General features: G+C 74.7%; 14 protein-coding genes. 11 read left to right on the top strand and 3 right to left on the bottom strand.

The genetic code is table 11. From position 1 onward, the window contains the following. Positions 1-115: 115 nt before the first annotated feature. Positions 116-1,546 carry an amidase gene (locus tag MY520_RS08310; RefSeq protein ID WP_436691615.1) on the top strand — a complete coding sequence of 477 codons (1,431 nt, stop codon included), beginning with the start codon at positions 116-118 and terminating at the stop codon, positions 1,544-1,546. Positions 1,547-1,619: 73 nt separating this feature from the next. Here MY520_RS08310 and MY520_RS08305 read toward each other — a convergent pair whose 3' ends face one another. Beyond that, positions 1,620-3,083, bottom strand: coding sequence for an AAA family ATPase (locus MY520_RS08305; RefSeq protein ID WP_436691614.1), 1,464 nt, complete (start codon positions 3,081-3,083; stop codon positions 1,620-1,622). Positions 3,084-3,220: 137 nt separating this feature from the next. On the opposite strand from MY520_RS08305, the gene MY520_RS08300 reads away from it, so the two are divergent. Genes MY520_RS08300 through MY520_RS08280 form a run of 5 tightly spaced genes read left to right on the top strand, consistent with a single transcriptional unit; the run spans position 3,221 to position 10,973 of the window. Further along, positions 3,221-5,764 (top strand): glutamate--cysteine ligase, encoded by a 2,544-nt coding sequence (locus MY520_RS08300; RefSeq protein WP_436691613.1) that lies wholly within the window; start codon positions 3,221-3,223, stop codon positions 5,762-5,764. Next, positions 5,764-7,554 carry an N-acetylglutaminylglutamine amidotransferase gene (locus tag MY520_RS08295; RefSeq protein WP_436691612.1) on the top strand — a complete coding sequence of 597 codons (1,791 nt, stop codon included), beginning with the start codon at positions 5,764-5,766 and terminating at the stop codon, positions 7,552-7,554. Before MY520_RS08300 ends, MY520_RS08295 begins: the two co-directional genes overlap by 1 nt. Continuing rightward, positions 7,551-9,479: a prolyl oligopeptidase family serine peptidase gene (locus MY520_RS08290; RefSeq protein ID WP_436691611.1), complete on the top strand. Its 1,929-nt coding sequence runs from the start codon at positions 7,551-7,553 to the stop codon at positions 9,477-9,479. Before MY520_RS08295 ends, MY520_RS08290 begins: the two co-directional genes overlap by 4 nt. Continuing rightward, positions 9,476-9,898 carry a DUF1810 domain-containing protein gene (locus MY520_RS08285; RefSeq protein ID WP_436691610.1) on the top strand — a complete coding sequence of 141 codons (423 nt, stop codon included), beginning with the start codon at positions 9,476-9,478 and terminating at the stop codon, positions 9,896-9,898. The genes MY520_RS08290 and MY520_RS08285 overlap by 4 nt, the downstream gene beginning before the upstream one ends. A gap of 37 nt (positions 9,899-9,935) precedes the next feature. Continuing rightward, positions 9,936-10,973, top strand: a complete 1,038-nt coding sequence (locus MY520_RS08280; RefSeq protein WP_436691609.1) for a glutathione S-transferase family protein — start codon at positions 9,936-9,938, stop codon at positions 10,971-10,973. A gap of 6 nt (positions 10,974-10,979) precedes the next feature. On the opposite strand, the gene MY520_RS08275 is transcribed toward MY520_RS08280, so the two are convergent. Next, positions 10,980-12,746, bottom strand: a complete 1,767-nt coding sequence (locus tag MY520_RS08275; RefSeq protein WP_436691608.1) for an ExeM/NucH family extracellular endonuclease — start codon at positions 12,744-12,746, stop codon at positions 10,980-10,982. Positions 12,747-12,922: 176 nt separating this feature from the next. On the opposite strand from MY520_RS08275, the gene MY520_RS08270 reads away from it, so the two are divergent. Genes MY520_RS08270 through glgX form a run of 3 tightly spaced genes read left to right on the top strand, consistent with a single transcriptional unit; the run spans position 12,923 to position 16,311 of the window. Then, complete coding sequence (locus MY520_RS08270; RefSeq protein WP_436691607.1) at positions 12,923-13,351, top strand: hypothetical protein; 429 nt, start codon at positions 12,923-12,925, stop codon at positions 13,349-13,351. Between the two features lie 17 nt (positions 13,352-13,368). Further along, entirely contained in the window at positions 13,369-14,127 is a 759-nt protein-coding gene (locus MY520_RS08265; RefSeq protein ID WP_436691606.1) for a hypothetical protein, read from the top strand. Positions 14,128-14,172: 45 nt separating this feature from the next. Continuing rightward, a complete protein-coding gene (gene glgX / locus MY520_RS08260) occupies positions 14,173-16,311 on the top strand; it encodes a glycogen debranching protein GlgX (RefSeq protein ID WP_436691605.1) in 2,139 nt (712 codons plus the stop codon). A gap of 48 nt (positions 16,312-16,359) precedes the next feature. Here glgX and MY520_RS08255 read toward each other — a convergent pair whose 3' ends face one another. Beyond that, positions 16,360-17,100 (bottom strand): alanyl-tRNA editing protein, encoded by a 741-nt coding sequence (locus MY520_RS08255; RefSeq protein WP_436691604.1) that lies wholly within the window; start codon positions 17,098-17,100, stop codon positions 16,360-16,362. 340 nt (positions 17,101-17,440) lie between these two features. On the opposite strand from MY520_RS08255, the gene MY520_RS08250 reads away from it, so the two are divergent. Next, positions 17,441-18,061, top strand: coding sequence for an antibiotic biosynthesis monooxygenase (locus tag MY520_RS08250; protein WP_436691603.1), 621 nt, complete (start codon positions 17,441-17,443; stop codon positions 18,059-18,061). A 159-nt stretch (positions 18,062-18,220) separates the two neighbouring features. Continuing rightward, a complete protein-coding gene (locus MY520_RS08245) occupies positions 18,221-18,841 on the top strand; it encodes a hypothetical protein (protein ID WP_436691602.1) in 621 nt (206 codons plus the stop codon). Positions 18,842-18,919: the final 78 nt, after the last annotated feature.

Here is an 18,919-nt window from a genome sequence, read left to right as displayed (position 1 = left end):
GAGACGGGAAGGGCGCGGCGGTCCGTAGTTCTCCCGATGCGGCGACCCCGGCCACGGCGGGAGCCTCTGTCCCAGGCGCGGGCAGCGAGCCCGCCGACCACGCGAGGAGCGCGCCGTGCAGGTCTCCGAGTACGCCGAGTACGACGCCACCGGGCTGGCCGAGCTGGTCCGGACCGGGCAGGTCACCCCCGCCGAGGTGCACGCCGCCGGGCGGCAGGCGGTCGAGTCGGTCAACGGGCAGCTGAACGCGCTCGTCGGCGAGCTGTTCGAGAAGCCGCTGGAGGCCGACCAGACCGGCCCGTTCGGCGGCGTGCCGTTCGCGATCAAGGACCTCGTGCTGCACGCCGAGGGCATCCCCCAGCGGGCCGGCTGCCGGATGCTCGGCCCCGGCGTCCCGTTTCCGTACGACACCGCGCTGATGCGCCGCTTCCGCGCCGCCGGGCTGGCCGCTCTGGGCGTCACCGCGACGCCGGAGTTCGGCTTCAACGCCAGCACCGAGTCGGTCGCCAACGGTCCGACCCGCAACCCGTGGGACACCTCACGCTCCCCCGGCGGCTCCAGCGGAGGGTCGGCCGCCCTGGTCGCCGCCCGCGCGCTCCCGGTGGCGCACGCCAACGACGGCGGCGGCTCCATCCGCATCCCGGCCGCCGCCTCCGGGCTGGTCGGTCTCAAGCCCAGCCGCGGCCGGGTCACCGTCGCCCCCGACTACTCCGACCCGCTGCTGGGCCTCGGCATCGAGTTCGCGGTCACACGCACCGTGCGCGACGCGGCCGCTCTGCTCGACGCCGTCGCCGGCTCCGAGCCCGGTGACCGGTACCTGCTGCCCGACCCGGCGACCACGTTCCTCGCCGCGGCCCGCCCGCCGGCCGCGCGGCTGCGCATCGCGCTCAGCACGACCGCGCCGAACGGCGCGCCGCTCGACGCGGCCTGCATCGACGCGGCGCGGGCAGCCGCCGAGGCGCTGCAGCGGGCCGGGCACACGGTCGAGGAGGCCGCGCCGGAGTTCGACGTCGCCGCCTTCGACGACGCCAACCTCAAGGCCTGGTGCAGCTTCCTCGCCGACGGCGCCTACGGAGCGGCCGCGGCGCTGGGCACCGAGCTGTCGACCGAGGTCCTGGAGCACACCACGCTGGCCTGCGCCGAGTACGGCGCCACCCTCACCGCGCTGGACATGTACGCCGTCGACCGGGTGTTCAACGCGACGACCCGCACGCTCGCCCAGTTCCTCACCGGGTACGACGCCTGGCTGACACCGACGACCGCCGCGCCCAACACCGCGATCGGCCACCTGAACGCGAACGACGAGTCGCTGGACGCCCGGGGCTGGTACGACCGGATCTTCACCTTCGCGCCGTTCACCGCGTGGTCGAACGTCACCGGGACGCCGGCGATCTCCGTCCCGGGGACGCCCTCACCCGAGGGCTGGCCGGTCGGGGTGCAGTTGGTCGGCCGCTACGCCGGTGAGGAGACGCTGCTCGGCCTCGCAGCACAGCTCGAGGAGGCGCTGCCATGGACGGACCGCCGTCCCGCCGTCGTCGCCCGCTGACACCCCGTTGATCATGGGGTTGTTGCCGGCCGCCACGGCGCGTCTGCGCGAGTCGCCGGCAACAACCCCATGATCACCTGGTCGCGGCGCCCAGCAGGGTGCGGGTCATCGCGTTGCGGGTGTCGAGCAGCTCGTCCAGCGCGGAGGTCAGGTCGCCGGCCGAGACGGAGAGCTCGCCGTCCGCCGTCCGCTCCGCCGCGAACAGCGCCGCCCGCCGGATCAGCTCCTTGAGGAACGACGCGGTGACGCCGTCGGTCCGGTCGAGGACGTCCTCGAGCCCGGAGACGTCCACCTCCAGGCGCCCGCGGTAGAGGTCGAACAGCGCCCGCCGGGCGTCCCGGTCGGGCAGCGTCAGCTCGACCGCCTGGTCCACCCGCCCCGGCCGCGCGGCCAGCGCCGGCTCGAGCAGGTCGGCGCGGTTGGTGGTCAGCAGGAACACCACGTCGGCGTCCTCGGCCAGCCCGTCCATCTCGTTGAGCAGCTGGAACAGCAGCGGGTGGTGGCCGGGGTGCATGCCGCGGTCCTCGGCGATGAGGTCGACGTCCTCCACCACGATCAGCGCCGGCTGCAGCGTCCGGGCCACCGAGCAGGCCTCGGCGATCAGGTGCAGCGCGCCGCCGGTCAGCTCGACGACGGTGGTGCCGGGCAGCCGCCCGATCAGGTACCGCACCGTGTGCGTCTTGCCGACCCCGGGCGGGCCGTAGAGCAGCAGCCCGCGCTTGAGGTGCTGCCCGGCGGCCAGCAGCCGGACCCGGTGCCGCGCGACGTCGACGACCTGCCGCTCCACCTCGCCGAGGGTCGACGCGGGCAGCACCAGCTGGCCGGCCGCGAGGTGCGGGCGGCGGTGGAACTGCAGCAGCGTCTGCCCGTGGCCGAACACCTCGGCGCCGAAGGACAGCACCTGCCCGCGGAAGACGTTCTCCCGCTCGGCCGCCGCCCGGATGTCCCGGACCGCGGCACGGGCCGCCGCGGCCGACGTCGACAGCGCCTGCACCGACACCCGGTCGAGCCCGGTCTCGGGCTCGGCGGCCCGCACCAGCAGCGCCGTCCGGACGCCGTCGCCGTCCTCCACCAGGTGCACCGCGCAGCGCAGGCACGCCCGCGTCTCGCCGTCCGGACCGCACGGCAGGTTCACCGTCGCCGCGTTGCCCGGCCGCGGGCCGTACGGGTCGGCCGGCTGCCCGGCCATCGCCACCAGCTCGGCCAGCCCGAACGGGCGGTGCCGGAAGTTGACGACGCCGACCAGCTCGCTGGTCCGCGCGGCCAGCCACGCGTCCAGCCCGGCCTGCACGTTGACGTGCTCGTAGGCCGGCCAGGTCTCCTCGACGACGTCCTCGCCGATGCCCCCCTCACCCAGGTGGCCGGCCAGCAGCCCGGCCAGCGAGACCTGGTCGTCGGCGCGCGCCGCCCGCGTCACCGCCCGCACCCCGCGGCGGGCGAGCTTGCCCAGGTCGTCCAGCCCGAGCGGGCGGTCGTCGACCGGCGGCGGGCCCTCCGGCACCAGCCCCGGTCCGTACCGAGCGAATCCCCGTGTCACCGCTGCAGCGTGGCAGCACACCGAGGCCGCCGACCAGCGGTTTCGGGACGCACCCGGACCGCCGTGCTCCGCCACGCAACACGACCGGAACACCGGTGACCTCCAACCGGAACACAACCGGAGCTAGGGTCCCCGGGATGAGCGGTGCAGAGCTGACGCTCGGTGCTGAGGAGGAGCTGCACCTCATCGACGTCGAGCGGTGGGAGCTGTCCGCCCGCGCGCCGCAGCTGCTGAGCCGGCTGCCCAGCAGCTCCTACGCGGCGGAGATCCAGCGCACCACGGTCGAGACCAACACGGCCGTCGTCCGCTCCCTCACCGACCTGCGGGAGGAGCTGCTCCGGCTGCGCAAGGAGCTGGTCGCCGTCGCCGGCCGCGAGGGGCTCGGCGTGGCCGCCGTCGGGACGGCACCCCGCTCCACGTTCACCGACTTCGAGCTCACCTCGACCGGCCGCTACGGCCGCATGCACGAGCAGTACCGGCTGCTGGTGGACGAGCAGCTGATCTGCGGCACCCAGGTGCACGTCGGCGTCTCCGACCGCGACCTCGCCGTGGAGATCGCCCAGCGGGTCGCCCGCGACCTGCCCGTCCTGCTCGCGCTCAGCGCCAGCTCCCCGTACTGGAACGGCCAGGACACCGGGTACAGCAGCATCCGGACGACGATCTGGCAGCGCTGGCCGACCGCCGGGTCGACCGGCCCGCTGTCGTCGGCCGCCGACTACGACGCCCTGGTCGCCGACCTCATCGGCTCGGGCGTCATCGCCGACGCCAAGATGGCCTACTTCGACGTCCGGCCCAGCTCGCACGCCCCGACCCTGGAGCTGCGGGTCTGCGACGCCTGCCCGCTGGTCGACGACGCCGTCCTCATCGCCGGGCTGTTCCGGGCCATGGTCCGGGCCGCCGAGCTGGACATCCAGGCCGGCCGCCCGCACGTGCCCGCGCCGGCCCCGCTGCACCGGGCCGCGATGTGGCAGGCGGCGCGCGGCGGGCTGTCCCGCGAGCTGCTCGACGACGCCCTGCACCCCCGCCCGCGGCAGGCCGCCGACGTCGTCCGCGGCCTGCTCCGCCGGCTGCGACCGCAGCTGGAGGAGCTCGCCGACTGGGACGCGGTCTCCGAGCTGGCCGAGACCACGCTCGCCCGCGGCAACTCCGCCGACCGGCAGCGGGCCGCGTTCGCCGAGTCCGGCGACCTCACCGACGTCATGCGGCTGGTCGTCGAGGAGAGCCACGGCCCGGCCGGCGGCCCGGGAGCGGCCGGGCCGGCGCTGCGGCGCTACCGCTCGCGCGCCGGCGACGAGGCGATCGGCGCCGGCGCGGTGCCCCGGCCGTCCTACCGCGAGGTCCTCGACGTCGTCACCGCCCTGCCCCCGGAGGAGATCGCGCGGCGCGCGGCCGCCCGCGACGCCTGGCTGGCCGAGCACGGCGTCACCTTCCGCGTGAACGGCACGGACCGGCTGTTCGCCGTCGACCTGGTGCCCCGCGTCGTCCAGCCGCACGAGTGGCAGGAGCTGGGCGCCGGCCTCGTGCAGCGCGCCCGCGCCCTCGAGCTGTTCCTCCGCGACGTCTACGGCGAGCAGCAGGTCCTCGCCGACGGGGTCGTTCCGCGGGACGTCGTGCTGAATTCCCCGGGCTGGCGGCCGGAGGCGTGCCGACTGCCCCGCGATGCCGTCCGGGCGCCGGTGATGGGGTTCGACATCGTCCGCACCGAGTACGGCGGCTGGCGGGTGCTCGAGGACAACGTGCGCGCCCCCAGCGGCACGGCCTACGCCATCGCCGCCCGCGGGGTGCTCGACGCGGTCATGCCCGAGCTCCCCCGGCCCGCCGGGCTGGCCAACCCGGCCGCGGCCTTCGAGCTGCTGCGCGCCACCCTGCTCCGGCACGCCGACCCCGGGACGTCGGCGGCCCTGCTCACCAGCGGGCCGGAGAGCTCGGCCTGGTACGAGCACCGCCGGCTCGCCGCCGGCGCCGGGCTGCTGCTGGTCACCGCCGACGACCTCGACGTCGCCGGCGGCCGGGTCGTGCACCGCGACGGCCGGCACCAGATCGGCGCGCTGTACCTGCGGCTGGACGGCGAGCTGGCAGACCTGACCGACGGCGACGGGCGGCCGGTCGGCGCGGAGGTGCTCGACGTCGCGGCGGCGGGGGCGGTCGTGCTCGCCAACGCCCCGGGCAACGGCGTGGCCGACGACAAGGCGATGTACTGCTGGGTGCCGGAGCTGATCGGCTACTACCTCGGCGAGCGCCCCCTGCTGGAGTCGGTGCCGACCTACCGGCCCAGCGACGAGGTCGAGCGGCGCGCCGTCCTCGAGCGGGTCGGCGAGCTGGTCACCAAGCCGGTCGACGGCTTCGGCGGGAACGGCGTGCTGATCGGGCCGGCGGCGAGCGCCGCGGAGGTGGCCCGGCGGCGCGCCGAGATCGCCACGCGGCCCGGCTCGTGGGTGGCCCAGGAGGTCGTCCCGCTGTCCTCGGCACCGGCCCTGGACGACGACGGCCTGCACCCGCGGCACATCGACCTGCGCGCCTTCGTCCACCTGACCGGCACCCGCCCGGAGGACTGCCGCTTCGCCGACCTCGGGCTCACCCGGGTCGCCGCGCCCGGCAGCATGGTCGTGAACAGCTCGCGCGGCGGCGGCGCCAAGGACACCTGGATCGTCGTCGCACCCGAGGAGAGGGGGACCCGCTGATGTGCGGACTCGCCGGTGAGCTGCGCCTCGACGGAGGGCGGGCCGACGTCGCCGTCCTCGACCGGATGACCGGGTGCCTCACGCACCGCGGGCCGGACGGCGACGGGATCTGGGCCCGCGGGCCGGTCGCCCTCGGGCACCGCCGGCTGTCGATCATCGACCTCTCCGAGCACGGCGCCCAGCCGATGGTCGACCCGCACCTCGGGCTCACCGTCGTCTTCAACGGGATCATCTACAACTACCGGCAGCTGCGCGCCGAGCTGCAGCGGGCCGGGCACCGCTTCTTCTCCACGTCCGACACCGAGGTCGTGCTCAAGGCGTACGCCGAGTGGGGCACGTCGTGCGTCGACCACTTCCTCGGCATGTTCGCGTTCGCCGTCGTCGAGCACGCGTCGGGCCGGGTGGTGCTCGGCCGTGACCGGCTGGGCATCAAGCCGCTCTACGTCGACGCCCGCCCCGACCGGATCCGGTTCGCCTCCACCGTGCAGGCGCTGGTGGCCGGTGGCGGCGTGGACACCTCCATCGACCGCACCGCGCTGGCGCACTACATGACCTTCCACTCCGTCGTCCCGGCGCCGCGGACGATCCTGACCGGCGTCCGCAAGCTGCCGCCGGCGACGGTGCGCGTGATCGAGCCCGACGGCACCAGCCGCGACACCGTCTACTGGCGGCCGGAGTTCACCCGCGACGAGTCCCGCCGCGACTGGACCCCGCGTGACTGGGAGGAGGCGTTGCTGGCCAGCCTGCGCACCGCCGTCGAGCGCCGGATGGTCTCCGACGTGCCGGTCGGCGTGCTGCTCTCCGGCGGCATCGACTCCAGCCTCGTCGTCGCGCTCCTGGCCGAGATGGGCCAGACCGGGCTGGCCACCTTCAGCATCGGCTTCGAGTCCGCCGGCGGGGAGTCCGGCGACGAGTTCGAGTACTCGACGCTGGTCGCGGAGCGGTTCGGCACCGACCACCACCGCATCGCCATCGACAACTCCCGGCTGCTGCCGGGCCTCGACGCCACCGTCGCCGCCATGAGCGAGCCGATGGTCAGCCACGACTGCGTCGCCTTCTACCTGCTCTCCCAGGACGTGTCGCAGCACGTCAAGGTCGTGCAGTCGGGGCAGGGCGCCGACGAGGTGCTCGGCGGCTACGACTGGTACCCGCCGCTGGCCGGCGTCCCCCGGGAGGACGCCGTCGAGGCCTACTCCCGCGTCTTCTTCGACCGCCGGTGGTCGGCGCTGGGCGAGGTGCTCGAGCCCGAGTGGATGGTCGACGAGGACGCGCCCACCGCGTTCATCGCCGAGCAGTTCGGCCGGCCGGGTGCCGAGACCGCGGTGGACGCCGCGCTGCGCAACGACACCACGGTCATGCTGGTCGACGACCCGGTGAAGCGGGTGGACAACATGACGATGGCGTGGGGCCTGGAGGCGCGGGTGCCCTTCCTCGACCACGAACTGGTCGAGCTGGCCGGCCGCATCCCGCCGGAGCTCAAGCTCGCCGACGGCGGCAAGGGCGTGCTCAAGCGCGCCGCCCGGGGCGTCGTTCCCGATGCGGTCATCGACCGGACCAAGGGATACTTCCCGGTGCCGGCGATCCGGCAGCTCGACGGCCCCTACCTGGAGCGGGTGCGCGACGCGCTCACCGACCCCGCGGCCAAGCGGCGTGGCCTGTTCCGGCCGGACGCCGTCGAGCGCATGCTGCGCGAGCCGAACGTCGCCCGGACGACGCTCGGCTCCAACGCGCTGTGGCAGCTGGCGCTGCTGGAGATGTGGCTGCAGGAGATGGAGGACCGAACGCGGTGACCACCGAGGCGAGCGTGTCCGCTCCCCACGTCGAGGAGGCCGTCACGCTCGCCGACCAGCTGGTCGACGCCTGGGGCAGCTGGGGCCCCAACATGACGCCGGACGCGCGCTGCGTCGCCTTTCTCAGCGACCGCACCGGCACCCCGCAGGTGTGGATCCAGGACGTCGAGCTGGACGGCTCCATCCCGCCGGCCCGCCTCATCCGCCTCTCCGACGATCCGGTCGTCAAGGTCCGGTGGGCCGCCGACAGCGGATGGCTGACCTGCGAGGTCGCCACCGACGGCGGCGTGCGGACCGCGGTGTGGGTGGTCCGGCCCGACGGCACCGACGCCCGGCGGGTCGCCGGCGACGCCGAGACGCACGCCGAGCTGGGCCCGTGGACCCGCAGCGGCCACCGCTTCGTCGTCACCTTCCCCGGGACCGGTCCCGGCGTGCCCACCCGCTGCTTCCTCGCCGACCCGGCGACCGGCCGGATGGACCCGCTGGCCGAGGGCGAGCTGATCCACGTGCTCGACGTGTCGCTGGAGGAGCGGTTCATCGTGATCCGCGACGGCGAGCGCGGGCAGCAGTACGTCGTCGTCGTCGACCGGCTCACCGACGAGGACTTCAGCGCCCTCCCCCACGGCGCGACCGGCTCCACCGAGCAGGCGCTCATCCGGCCCGCTCCGGAGGACCACTCCGGCCCGGTCTACGTCTACCTCGCCTCCGACGTCGGGCTGCCCCGCCGCCAGCTCATCGGGCTGCCGTTCGGCCCGAACGGCTGGCGCGGGGAGGCCCGCTGCCTCGCCGCCCGGGACGACGCCGAGCTGGAGGCCATCGACGCCGACGACGCCGGCCGGCTGCTGCTGCTCGTGTGGAACGTCGCCGGCCGCAGCGAGCTCGAGCTGATGGACACCGCCACCGGCGGGCGCACCCCGATCACCGGCCTCCCCGGCCTGGTCGCCGCCGACCCGGTGCTCAGCCGCGACGGCTCCAGCGTGGTGCTCGGCGTCCAGGGACCCACCCGGCCCCGCGAGCTGTGGCACCTGGACACCACCACGCACGCCTGGACCCGGGTCACCTCCGCCCCGCCCCTGCCCAAGCGGCGGCTCGTCGTCCCCACGCTGGAGACGTTCGCCGGCCAGGACGGGCTGCCGCTGACCGGCTGGCTGTACCGGGCCCCGAGCCACCTCAAGGAGCTCGGTCCGGCGGCGCTGTGGCTGCACGGCGGACCGGAGGCGCAGGAGCGGCCGACGTTCCACCCGGAGCACCAGGCGCTGGCCGCCGCCGGGATCACGGTGTTCGCCCCCAACATCCGCGGGTCGTCGGGCTTCGGGCGCGAGTTCGTGCACGCCGACGACCTGCACGGGCGGTACGAGGCGTTCGCCGACGTCCTCGCCGCCGCGCAGCACCTGGTGGACGCCGGCATCGCCGACCCCGGGCGGATCGCGGTGACCGGCCGGTCCTACGGCGGCTACCTGACGCTGGCGTCCCTGGCCTTCTCCCCCGGCGTGTTCACCGCCGGCGTCGACATCTGCGGCATGTCCGACCTGGTCACCTTCTACCGGGACAGCGAGCCGTGGATCGCGGCGGCGGCGGTCTCGAAGTACGGGCACCCCGAGCGCGACCGCGCCCTGCTCGAGGACATCTCGCCGCTGGCGTCGGCGCACCTCATCGACGCGCCGCTGCTCGTCGTCCACGGCGAGCACGACACCAACGTGCCGCTGGGCGAGGCGCACCAGATCGTGGCCGCGCTGCGCGCGCTGGACCGGCCGGTGGAGTACCTCGAGCTGGCCGGCGAGGGGCACGACTACCGCCGCGCGGACTCCCGCAAGCGGCTGGTCCGGACGATGGTCGGCTTCCTGGAGAGCGCGCTCGACCACGCCGTGTCGCCCGCCGTCGAGCGGCTGCCCGCCGACGAGACCCCGGTCGGCGTGCTGGAGTGAGCGACCCCTTCGACCTCGAGCGGTTCGTCCGCGCGCAGGACGGCGGCGTGTACGACGCCGCGCTGCGCGAGCTGCGGGCCGGCTCGAAACGCGGCCACTGGATGTGGTTCGTCTTCCCGCAGGTCGCGGGGCTCGGCCGCAGCTCCACCGCCCGGCACTACGCGGTCTCCGGGCTGCCCGAGGCGCAGGCCTACCTCGACCACCCGGTGCTCGGCCCGCGGCTGGTCGAGTGCGCGCAGGCGCTGCTGGACCTGGGCACGACCGACGCCGTCAGCGTGCTCGGGTCGATCGACGCGGTGAAGCTGCGCTCGTCGATGACGCTGTTCGAGCGGGCCGAGCCCGAGGCCGCGGTGTTCGGTGACGTGCTCGACCGCTTCTTCGGTGGCGAGCGGGACGACGCGACGCTCGCGCGCGTGTGAACGCGCGGGTCGGCACCGAGTCGATCAAGCTGGACCCGTGAACGACGAGAACAGCGGCTCGGGCTACGTCACCGGCGGCGAGTACACGCGGGACTCGACCTACATCCCCGACCGGATCACCGCCGACGGCACCAGCGGGTGGCCGGCCGAGGCCGGCCGCTACCGGCTGGTGGCCGCGCGGGCCTGCCCGTGGGCCAACCGCTCGATCATCGTGCGCCGGCTGCTCGGCCTGGAGACGGCGATCTCGATGGGCCTGTGCGGGCCCACGCACGACGAGCGCAGCTGGACCTTCGACCTCGACCCGGGCGGCCGCGACCCGGTGCTGGGCTACGAGCGGCTGGAGCAGGCGTTCCTCGCCCGCTTCCCCGACTACGACCGCGGCATCACCGTGCCGGCGATCGTCGACGTCCCCAGCGGCGCCGTGGTCACCAACGACTTCGCGCAGATCACCCTGGACCTCTCCACCGAGTGGACGGCGTTCCACCGCGACGGCGCCCCCGACCTCTACCCGGAGAAGCTCCGGGACGAGATGGACGAGGTCATGCAGCGGGTCTACACCGAGGTCAACAACGGAGTGTACCGGTGCGGCTTCGCCGGGGACCAGCGGGCCTACGACCGCGGCTTCGAGCGGCTGTTCACCGCGCTCGACTGGCTGTCGGAGCGGCTGGCCGGCCAGCGGTACCTGATGGGCGGGACGATCACCGAGGCCGACGTCCGCCTGTTCACCACGCTGGCCCGCTTCGACGCCGTCTACCACGGCCACTTCAAGGCCAACCGGCACAAGCTGACCGAGCTGCCGGTGCTGTGGGCCTACGCGCGCGACCTGTACCAGACCCCCGGGTTCGGCGACACGATCGACTTCCCGCAGATCAAGGAGCACTACTACGTCGTCCACGTGGACATCAACCCGACCCGGATCATCCCGCAGGGCCCGGACACGTCGGTCTGGCTGACCCCGCACGGGCGCGAGTCCCTGGGCGGCTCCCCCTTCGGGGACGGGACGCCGCCGGGGCCGGTCGCCGACGGCGAGGCGGTCCCGGCCGACCACGGGCCCGGGGGCATCGGCCACCGCTGACGCGGGTCAGCCGCAGCGCCCGTCCAGGTCGACGCCGAGCACCAGCGGGTCGTGGTCGCTGGAGCGGTAGGGGTCGGGTGCATAGAGCGCTGGGTCGCCGTCGTACTGGTAGGCCGAGGACTCGACCGCGTTGACGTTCCAGTGCGCCAGCCCGGTGACCCGCGCGGCCAGTGCGGCCGTGGCGAGCGCGTGGTCCAGCGAGCCGGACCGGTCGTCGAACACGAAGCTGTACCGGCCGGGGTCGAACTGCTCGCCGAGGTCGGTGAGGCCGGCCCCGCGGAGCACCTCGACCGGGTCCTCGCGGGTGTAGGCGTTGAGGTCGCCCATCGCGACGACGTCCGGGTCGGTGGCGGCCAGGCGCTCGACGAAGGCGGCCAGCGAGCGGGCCTGCCGGACCCGGTCGCCGTTCCAGGCGCCCTGGCCGTCCCCGGCGTCGACGTTGTCGCCGGTGGCGCCGTCGGCGGAGCCCTTGGACTTGAAGTGGTTGGCGACGACGGTGAGCGTCCCGCCCCGCCCGCTGAAGGTCTGCGCGACCGGTTCGCGGGCGTTGGCCCACACCGCCTCGTCGACCAGCCCGGCCGGCGCCCCGACCGGCTCGACGACGTCGGCGCGGTAGACGATCGCGTTGCGGATGGCGTCCCGGTCGACGGCGTACAGCTCCGCCGGCATCGGCACGTGGGCCCAGGCCTCGCCGGTGCGCGCGGTCAGCCGGCCGACCAGGTCGGCCAGCGCGCGGTCGGCGTCGCCGGGGCTGAAGCCGGTGGCGTCGGTGTCCTCGATCTCCAGCAGGGTGACGACGTCGGCGCCGAGGCCGTCGATCGCCGCGACGATCTTGGCCGCCTGCTCCGCGAACTCCGCGTCGGTGGTCGCCCCGCGGGCGTCGGGTCCGGTGCGGGTGAGGAAGTAGTTGAGCACGTTGAAGGTGCCCAGCCGCAGGTCGCCGCCGACGTCGTCCGGCTCGGGCGGGCGGGTGTCCTGCGGGGCGAACACGCCGTCGGCGGTGCCGTCGGCCGGCTGCAGCCGCCACTGCGAGAAGCCCCAGCCGAGCACCACCGGCTCGGTGAACTCGACCACGTCGCCGACCCGCACCGGCGTCCCCGGTGAGAGGTACGGCCGGGTGGTGACGTCGACCCGCGCGCCGGCGCCGTCGTCGAGCACGATCCGCCGTCGCGCGTTCTCCGCGGCGACCGCCTGCGCCTCGGGGCCCGGCCGGGCCAGCTCGGTGGGCTGCACGAGGACGCCGCCCTCGGACAGGGTCAGCTCGCCGAAGCTGGTCAGGTCGAAGACCTCGCTGACGGTGAGGACGTCGGCCGGCTCGACCAGCATCCCCTCGAGCCGCTCGCGCGCGGCGTCGTCGGCCGGCAGGTCGAGCGGCGCGGCGTCCGGGAGGTCCGCGCCCTGCGCGCAGACGACGACGCCGGTGCGCGCGCCGACCTGCGTCTGGCCGTTGAACTCCTGCGCCCGACCGGTCACCGCGACGGTGTCGCCGAGGTCGACCGCGACCGGGCTGAACACGAAGACGCCGTCGGAGGTGGTGGCGTCGCCGTCGGGGTCCTGGATGTGGAACCCGGACAGGCCGGGGAGGTCGCCGACGACGACGCCGCGGACGGTGACCTGCTGCCCGGCCAGCGGGGTGGCGTCCCCGCTCCCCTGGACCTGGCCGATCTCGTGCGTGGGCGCGGCGCACTCGGCGGCCGCGTGCGCGGAGGCCGGCAGTCCGGTGACGGCGAGTGCCGCGGCGGTGGCAGCGGTGAGGGGGGTGCGTCGGAGCACGGGGAGGTCCTCCCGACGGCGGGAGCAGTGCCGGTGCTCCTGACGGTAGGTGAGCCGGCGGTGACCTGCCGCTCGGGGTAGCACGTCCCCGGCGTGTCCGCCGGCGGGCCTGTGGAAGGGGTTCGGGCCTGTGGACGGCAGCTCCTCGCGCCGTGTCGGCGGCCAGGGTGGAGGACATGACGACTCCCGCGCTCGCCCAGGTCCCGGTCCGCTCCGCCGCCGAACTCACCCGCCGCTGGGTCGAGGTCCTCGACCCGCCGGTCTTCGCCGCCCGCAGCCTCTGGCTGCTGTGGCTGGGTGAGGACTCCCGCATGCTGCCAGTGGTGGTGCCGGTCGACGACGTGCCACCGGTGCCCGACCTGCCCACCCTGCACGGCCTGCGGGACCTGCACGGCACCGTGACCGAGCACTGCGCGGGGCCGGCGCACCTGGCGATGGCGCTCTGCCGGCCCGGACACGGAGCGGTCACGGCCCGCGACGACGAGTGGGCCGAGGGCCTGGAGGCCGTCCTCGACGGGATCGACGGGACGTGGAGCCTGCACCTGGCCGCCGGCGGCCGGGTCGTCCCGCTCGTCGACGCGCCGGGGGCGACCTGGCGGCGCTGACGGGGGACCCTGGACGGGTGGCGCTCGATGTCGTCCTCGTCCTGCCGAGCGCGGGGCCGGAACCGATCCCGCTGGCGATCGCCGTGGCCGCGGTGCTGGGATACGCCCGCGGGCGACGGCCGCTGCGCTTCCGGTCGCCGAGCGTGCCGGAGGGCCGGTGGGTGCAGGTCGCCGCCTTCGGGTTCGAGCGCTTCGACCACCAGCCGGTCCCCGAGGGTCCGCTCGGGGACCCCGACGTGCAGGTGGCCGAGGGGCTGCACGGCCGGCTCTCCCCCGACGGCTGGGCCACCGTGCGCGCCGCCTTCGACGACGCCCGGGACCTCGCCGACGGCGCGACCGCCCGAGTCGGCAGCGGTGCGCTGTGGGACCTGCCCGCCGAGGAGTTCTCGGTCCTCGGCGAGCCCGGGACGGTGGGTGCCGCGCTGCGGGAGCTGGCGCGGCTGGGCCGGGTCCGGGAGTCGAGCTACGTGCTGGCCGCGCTGCACCACCGGAGCCCGTGCCTGTTCCCGCTGCTCGACGGCACGACGCTGCGGCAGCTGTGGCCGCACGTCGAGGAGGGCGACAGCGGCGTCGCGGCGGTCGTGCACCGGGAGCTCGTGGCCAACGCCGACGCCTTCGCCGCACTGGAGGCGGCGGTCACCCCACTGCTCGACGGCGTCGCGCTGAGCCGGCTGCGGCTGCACGACGTCCTGGTGTGGCTCAGCGGCAGCCTGCGACTGCGCCACGCGGTCGACCTCGGGCGTGACGGGCCGGTGACGCCGTCACCAGCACGCTGACTCTCCGCCCGTCGCGCGCGGTCGGCGGCCGACGTGGAGGTGGACGTGGACGTCCTGACGAGCACGGGCCGGCAGCCGGCCACGGTGGCGGGCGGCCCGCCGCGCTCCTGGCCGGGAGCGGCCCGGCCCCTGGGCGCGACGCCGGACCGCGACGGCACGAACTTCGCCGTGTTCAGCGAGGTCGCCGAGCAGGTGCAGCTGTGCCTGCTCGACCCGGACGGCACCGAGGAGCGGGTTCCGCTCACCGAGGTCGACGCCGACATCTGGCACGCGTACCTGCCGGGCATCCGCCCCGGCCAGCGCTACGGGTACCGCGTCTCCGGGCCCTTCGACCCCGCCCGGGGGCTGCGCTGCAACCCGGCCAAGCTGCTCGTCGACCCCTACGCGAAGGCGATCACCGGCGGCGTGCGCTGGAACCCGGCGCTGACCGGGCACCGGCCGGGCGAGCCCGACGTGCGCAGCGACGACGACAGCGCCCCCTTCGTCCCCCGCGGCCTCGTCGTCGACCCGGCGTTCGCGTGGGGGGACGACGCCCCGCTCCGGACGCCGTACGCCGACACCGTCCTGTACGAGGTGCACGTCAAGGGCTTCACCCGGCGGCACCCGGACGTGCCTGAGGAGCTGCGCGGCACCTACGCGGGGCTCGCGCACCCCGCCGCCGTCGAGCACCTGACCTCGCTGGGGGTGACCGCGGTCGAACTGCTGCCGGTGCACCAGTTCGTGCACGACGGCTTCCTCGTCGACCGGGGGCTGCGCCAGTACTGGGGCTACAACACCCTCGGCTACCTCGCCCCGCACGGGGAGTACGCCGCGGCCGGTGACACCGGCGGCCAGGTGGCCGAGTTCAAGCAGATGGTGGCCGCGCTGCACGCGGCCGGGCTCGAGGTGATCCTCGACGTCGTCTACAACCACACCGCCGAGGGCAACGAGAACGGCCCCACGCTGTCCCTGCGCGGCTTCGACAACGCCGCCTACTACCGGCTGCACCAGGGGCGGCACTACTACGACACGACCGGCACGGGGAACTCGCTGAACGTCACCCACTCGGCTCCCCTGCAGCTGGTCATGGACTCGCTGCGCTACTGGGTCCTGGAGATGCACGTCGACGGGTTCCGGTTCGACCTGGCGACCACCCTGGCCCGGGAGGCCGGCCAGGAGCCGACCGCGGCGGCGGTCTTCTTCGACCTCGTGCAGCAGGACCCTGTCCTCGGCCAGGTGAAGCTGATCGCCGAGCCGTGGGACATGAGCGGGTACCAGGTGGGTGCCTTCCCGGACCTGTGGAGCGAGTGGAACGACCGCTACCGCAACACCGTGCGCGACCTGTGGCGCGGCCGGACCGCCGGGCTCGGGGACCTGGCGTACCGCCTCTCCGGCTCCTCCGACCTGTTCCAGGCCGGCCGCCGGCGGCCCACGGCGTCGGTGAACTTCGTGACCGCGCACGACGGCTTCACCCTGCACGACCTGGTGAGCTACGGCCGCAAGCACAACCAGGACAACCCGGCCGACGACGGGACCGACGACAACCGGTCGGAGAACCACGGCGTCGAGGGCCCGACCGACGACCCCGGCGTGCTGGCGGTGCGGGCGCGGCAGGCCCGCAACCGGCTGGCCACGCTGGTGCTCTCCCAGGGCGTGCCGATGCTCCTCGGCGGCGACGAGATCGGCCGCACGCAGCGGGGCAACAACAACGCCTACTGCCAGGACAACGAGATCTCCTGGTTCGACTGGGCCGCCGCCGACGAGGACCTGCTGGCCTTCACCCGACGGCTGCTCGCGCTGCGCCGCGAGCACCCCGCCCTGCGCCGCCGCCGGTTCTTCCAGGGCCGCCCCGTCCTCGACAGCGACGACGCCGACCTGGCCTGGTTCCGTCCCGACGGCAGCCCGATGCGCGACCAGGACTGGGCGACCCCCTGGTCCCGGGCACTCGCTTTCTCCCTCGCCGGGGACGGCATCAGCGAGCCCGGGCCGCGCGGGGAGCGGGTCCTCGACGACGACCTGCTGATCCTGCTGAACGCCGGCGCGGAGCCGGTGGAGTTCACCCTGCCCGGCACCGGGACGTCGACGCCGTGGTCGCTGCAGCTGGACACCGGGACGCCGCGCGGGGAGGCGGCCGGGACGGTGTCGTCGACGACCCTCTCCGTCGGCGCGGGCCGGCTGCTGTTCCTCACCCGGGCGGTCTCCTGACGGCCCCCGTCCCCTGGCTGGGTCCCCTGACCGCGCGTCCCTGCGCGCTCAGACGATGCGGACACGCAGCCGCCGGAAGCCGCGGCCCTTGTTCTCCATCTTGGTGACCTCCACCCGACCGACCATCGCGGTGGAGGCGACGTGGGTGCCGCCGTCGGCCTGGGTGTCGAGGCCGACGATGTCGACGATCCGCACCACCTCGATGTCGGGCGGGAGGAGGTTGGTGGCGGTCCGGATGATGTCGGGGATCGCGAACGCCTCCTCCCGCGGCAGGGTCGTGACCTCGATGCGGCGGTCGGCGGCGATCTCGGCGTTGACCGCCTCGGCCACCCGCTCCTTGAAGTCGGCCGGGACCTCTGCCAGGTCGAAGTCCATGCGCGCCGTGAGCGGCTCCATGTTGCCGCCGGTCACGAGTGCGCCGAAGTCCCGGAACACGACGCCGGTGAGCACGTGCAGGCCGGAGTGGGTGCGCATCAGCTGGGTGCGCCGCTCGTCGTCCAGGGCTCCGCGCACCGCCGTCCCCGGCGGCGGCACCGGGTCGCCCTCCACCGGGATCAGGTACAGCTCGTCGCCCTTGCGGGTGCCGGCGATGCGGGTCCGGACGCCGCCCCACAGCAGCACGCCCTCGTCCGGCGGCTGGCCGCCGCCTCCGGGGTAGAAGGCGCTGCGGTCGAGCACGATGCCCTGCTCCGGGTCGGCGGCGACCACCGTCGCGTCCCACTCGCGGACGGTCGCGTCCTCCAGGTCGAGGCGGTGGGTGTGCCCGTGTCGGTCGGTCGCGCTGGTCACCCCGCCATGCTGCTGCACTCTCCGGACGACGGCGAGTGGCCCGGTGTCGACACAGCGACACAGCGCCCGGTCGACACGTCGACACCGGGCGCCGCCGCCGGTCGCCCGGCACGACCTCGGCGCCGTCCTCACCGCCCCGTCGCCGACCACCGCGTGCAGCACGAGGGCGGCGACGGGGAGGTGAGGACGGCGGCCCACCAGGCGACGGGTCCGTCGCGGGGTGGCCGCGGTTCTCCGGGGCGTTGCCTCGCGGTGACCGGGCGAGGACGCTGTTCGGCGCGGCGATGCCGCACGGGCACCGCCGCCTCCACCGGGAGCACCTCGAGAGAGGAGTCGTGGCATGTACGCCCGTTCGACCACCATCCGCGGCAACCCGCAGTCCATGGAGGAGGGCATCGCCTACGTCCGCGACGAGGTGATGCCGATGGTCCAGCAGATGGAGGGCTGCGTCGGCCTGTCCATGCTCGCCGACCGCGAGGCCGGCCACTGCATCGTCACGACGTCCTGGCGCGATGCGGAGGCGATGCACGCCAGCGCCGAAGGGGTGCGCTCGTCGCGGGAGAGGGCGGCGCAGATCTTCGGCGGCGCGCCGGAGGTGCGCGAGTGGGAGATCGCCATCATGCACCGGGCGCACGAGACCCACGAGGGCGCCTGCAGCCGGCTCACCTGGTCCCGCACCGAGCCCGACCAGATCGACCGCGCCATCGACGCCGTCAAGGCGAACCTGGTCCCGCGCATCGAGGAGTACCCCGGCTTCTGCAGCGTCAGCCTCCTCGTGAGCCGGGCGGAGGGCATGGCGGTCGCCGCCGTCACGTTCGAGGACCGCGCGGCCATGGAGCGGACCCGCGAGCAGGGCCGCGCCATGCGCGACGAGTTCGCGTCGCAGATGCACATGGCGATCACCGACGTCGCCGAGTTCGAGCTGGTCCTCGCCCACCTGCGGGTACCGGAGACCGTCTGACGTCGTCCGGCCGGTGTCCGTGCCGGGTGGTGCGGACACCGGCCGCAGCGCCGCGCCCGGCCGCCGCGCACGACCCGTTGTCACCCCCTGCCGCGGCGAGGACCCTCGGCTGCGCGGCGACGCCGCAGGGGCGCGCCGCCTCCCGAGAGGAGTGGTGGCATGTACGCCCGAACGACCACCGTCCGCGGCAACCCCGGGGCCATCGACGAGGCGACCGCCTACATGCGCGACGAGGCGATGCCCAAGGTCCAGCAGATGGAGGGCTGCGTCGGTCTCTCCATGCTCGCCGACCGCGACACCGGCCGCTGCATCGTCACGAGCGCCTGGCAGACGGAGGAGATGATGCGCGCCACGATGGACCGCGTGGGCCCGTTGCGGGACGAGGTCAGCCGGATCCTCGGCGGACGGCCCGAGGTGCAGACGTGGGAGATCGCCGTCCTGCACCGCGTGCACGAGGCACCGGAGGGGGCCTGCACCCGGGTCACCTGGAGCCGCACCGAGCCGGCGAACGTGGAGCGGGTCCTCGACGCCTACAAGATGAGCCTGCTGCCGCGGCTGGAGGAGATGGACGGCTTCTGCAGCGCCAGCCTGATGATGGACCGGCGGGAGGGCAACGGCGCCGGCGCGGTCACCTACGCCGACCGGGCCACGCTGGAGCGGTCCCGGACCAACGCCACGGCCGTCCGCGAGGAGTTCGCCGCCGCGATGGGCAGCACGATCCTCGAGGTCGGGGAGTTCGAGCTGGTCCTGGCCCACCTCCGGGTACCCGAGACCGTCTGAACACGTCGCCGTCCGGGGCAGAAATGGCCATTTCTGCCCTTCGGCCGGCTCTCAGACGACGCGGGTGAGGGCGGGCCA

It is taken from the genome of Geodermatophilus sp. CPCC 205506 (assembly GCF_051383635.1).
GTDB lineage: Bacteria > Actinomycetota > Actinomycetes > Mycobacteriales > Geodermatophilaceae > Geodermatophilus.
The sequence above is the reverse complement of the archived record's forward strand: the minus strand, read 5'-3'. Positions and strand labels throughout refer to the sequence as shown.